3 protein-coding genes are annotated in these 3,231 nt (G+C 27.3%); 2 read left to right on the top strand and 1 reads right to left on the bottom strand.

What is annotated here, in order from left to right; translation table 11 throughout:
* Positions 1–681, top strand: a 681-nt coding sequence (locus IJL02_RS11870) for a restriction endonuclease subunit S (RefSeq protein WP_292816734.1), incomplete at its 5' end; no start/stop codon positions are given.
* Positions 682–837: 156 nt separating this feature from the next.
* Here the strand turns inward: IJL02_RS11870 and xerA are convergent.
* On the bottom strand, positions 838–1,824 hold the full coding sequence (gene xerA / locus IJL02_RS12555; protein WP_369334644.1) for a site-specific tyrosine recombinase/integron integrase: 987 nt from the start codon (positions 1,822–1,824) through the stop codon (positions 838–840).
* Between the two features lie 827 nt (positions 1,825–2,651).
* Between xerA and IJL02_RS11860 the strand changes: the two genes are divergently transcribed.
* On the top strand, positions 2,652–3,231 hold a 580-nt coding region (locus IJL02_RS11860), incomplete at its 3' end, for a restriction endonuclease subunit S (RefSeq protein ID WP_292816730.1).

The following is a 3,231-nucleotide window of genomic DNA, read 5'->3' as shown; positions in this document are numbered from 1 at the left end:
TTAAATAAAAATTTATTTTCCATTGCTTCATCACTCCAAACGGAATGGATGGTTAATTTCACCCCATTTAAATCAGCACAATTTAAATCTTCTGCATTTGGTTTAATTCCAAAAGATTGGAATGTAGGAAAATTAGGGGACGTTATTGAACTTTTAGATTCTAAAAGAATTCCTCTTTCTGGTCAAGAACGTGAGAATATGGAAAAAATTTATCCATATTATGGTGCTGCATCATTAATGGATTACGTTGATGACTATATTTTTGATGGAATCTATTTATTAATAGGTGAAGATGGAACAGTCATTGATGATAAAGGATTTCCCATTTTACAATATGTTTGGGGCAAATTTTGGGTAAACAATCATGCACATATTGTTAAAGGGAAAAATGGATTCAATGTAGATAGTTTATATCTTCTGCTTTCTAAAACAAACATACAATCAATTGTTACTGGTGCAGTTCAAGCGAAAGTTAATCAAAATAATTTAAAATCAATTGAAATAATCATACCTCCCGTTGAGGTTATGGAAAAGTTCAATGAATTAATTAAACCATTCTTTGATACAATAAGATCTAATCATGATGAAATTAAAGAATTACAAAAATTAAGAGATACTTTACTACCTAAGCTAATGTCGGGCGAGATTGATGTCTCAAAGATAAATTGTGATTTAGAATAATGGTTGCTACTGTTATTCTTCTTTTTATATTTTTTATTCAAAAATAGCTATTTGTTCTTATTTTTCAGATTCAACATTAATTTAAGCTTTATTTACAATAATAATAACATTGTTATATTGGTGTTTTATAAGATTCTCAGAAAACTAAACAATAATTTATCCTATAAATTTTCTATGGGCTAGTTTTACATTGCTTTGATTTACCATTGCGTATTGCATTGTTGTGTCAATTTGCACGTGTCCAAGTAATTTTTGTACTTGTTCTATGGGCATTCCTTTGTCAATTGCGTTTGTTGCCATTGTTCGTCTAAATTTATGCGGATGTACTTTGTTAATGTTGCATTTTCGTCCGAGTTCTCTTAATCTAGTTTCGACACCACTAATTCCTAATCTTTCATATGGATTATTTAGTGATACGAATAATGCGGGGTTTTCATCAATTCTTGTTTCTAAATATTCTAGCAAATGTATTTTGGTTCTAGCATCGAAATATACTACTCTTTCACTTTCTCCTTTTCCAAATACGATGCATTCTCGTTCATAAAAATTAATGTCTTCAATATTTAGTCTAACTAATTCTCCAACTCTTATTCCTGTTGACGTTAATAATTCTACTATGGCAAGATCTCTAATTTCTTCACAATTGTCTCGTAATATTTCTAAATTTTCATCAGTTAATACTTCTTTAACTACTCGTCCTGTTTTTACTCGGTGTATTCTTCTTACTGGGTTTTTTATTATATAATCTTCATCTTCTAACCATGAAAAAAAGCTTGAAAAAATTCTTCTTATGTTGTCTATTGTTGTTTTTGAAGATTTTTTATGATTTTTGTGTTCAAAAAGGTATTTTCTTAAATCGTCTGTGTTAATGTTATAAACTTGTTTTCTGATTTTCATTAACATTTTTTCAATTGTGGATTTGTAATATTTGATAGTTTTTTCAGAACATCCTTCGACTTGTTTGGCAGATAAAAAAAGGTTTAGTAATTTAAAATTATCTACTTCATTTAATTCGTTATTTTTATCAATGACATCTATATCCTGCAGTGAATTTAACAAAGAATTTGTTAATTTTATATATTGTCCTTGATTTAGATAAGGTTTCATTTGGTTTTGGATTTTAGAAATTATTTTTGTTTTCATATTTAACACCTTTATTAAATTTATACTGTGTGTTAATGTAAACATATTTATATAATTTAGATAGTGGTATTGGTGCATGTCACAATTTATCTGTGAAACATCAATCTCACCAGACATTAATTTTGGAAGTAATGTGTCTCTTAATTTTTGTAATTTTTTGATTTCTTCATTCAAATTAAATTGTAATAAATTAATTTCTTCAAATTTATCTCCAATCTTATTTAATAACTGAATATCTGAAGGAAGTGCAACTTCTAATTGTTTTATAGTTGTTTGATTAATAGCTGGTTGAACACTTGAAGTAGTGAATTCGTTTAAATAATATTGGGCTCTCGGAGTTTTAAAGAAGGATAATAATAATGCAGGAGCAATATTTTTAGATCTAATTAACCCCACATTAGGATTTAATGTTGCTTCGCCATAAATATCATAGTACATAGCAATTGGACCAATAGTTCCTGTTTTAGCAATTATTAAATCTTTATCTTTAAGCATGATTTCTGGCGATTCTTCATATTTCTCACGAGTTAAGTGTTTTGCAGAATTAAAATCAATAAACCCAGAAGTTATTTCTTTACCGCCAACAACCCAAGGTCCTTCATCAACTAAATCATTTGTTGTATATCCTCTCCAACCAATTCTACCTTTAACCTCCGATAAATTCCCAATAGTTTTAATTTCCCATGATTCGGGGATTTCACCCAATGATGATTCTTTAAAAGTTTCAGATATATTAAAATCCTTTTCTAAATCAAAATCAATAAACCATTTTCTAAATAAATTTTGAGATAATTGCTCTAAATTTTTATTTAGAGTTTGTGTAATATTTGAGTTTAAAACAAATTTCTTTATCAGATATATGTTCAATTAAACATGGTTATGCGTTTAAAGGTGAGTATTTCTCTGATTCAATTACAAAAGATATATTATTAACTCCAGGAAATTTTAAAATTGGAGGTGGTTTTAAAAAAGATAAATTAAAGTATTATGATGGACCAATCAATAAAGAGTATATTTTAAAACCTTATGATCTTATTGTTACCATGACTGATTTAAGTAAAAAAGGAGATACATTGGGGTTTTCAGCATTAGTGCCTAATGATGATAATATTTATTTACATAATCAAAGGATAGGATTAATAGAAAATGTAAATGAAGAAATTATAGATAAAAATTATCTATATTGGTTATTACGTGATTCTAAATACCATCATTACATTGTTTCATCAGCTACTGGAACAACAGTAAAACATACTTCCCCCAAAACTATTTTAAAATACGAATTTGGAGTACCATCTTTAGAAGAACAAAGATTCATTAGTGAAATTTTAAGTAATATTGAACTTAAAATTATGTTAAATGAAAAAATAAATAAAAATTTGAAACTAGCGGATTATTTTTATTTAA

The organism is Methanobrevibacter sp. (genome assembly GCF_017427765.1).
Taxonomy (GTDB): domain Archaea; phylum Methanobacteriota; class Methanobacteria; order Methanobacteriales; family Methanobacteriaceae; genus Methanocatella.
The sequence above is the reverse complement of the archived record's forward strand: the minus strand, read 5'-3'. Positions and strand labels throughout refer to the sequence as shown.

Bases quoted from the DNA above. Each gene is read 5' to 3' on its own strand.
- xerA (WP_369334644.1), bottom strand. From the start codon at position 1,824: ATGAAAACAAAAATAATTTCTAAAATCCAAAACCAAATGAAACCTTAT.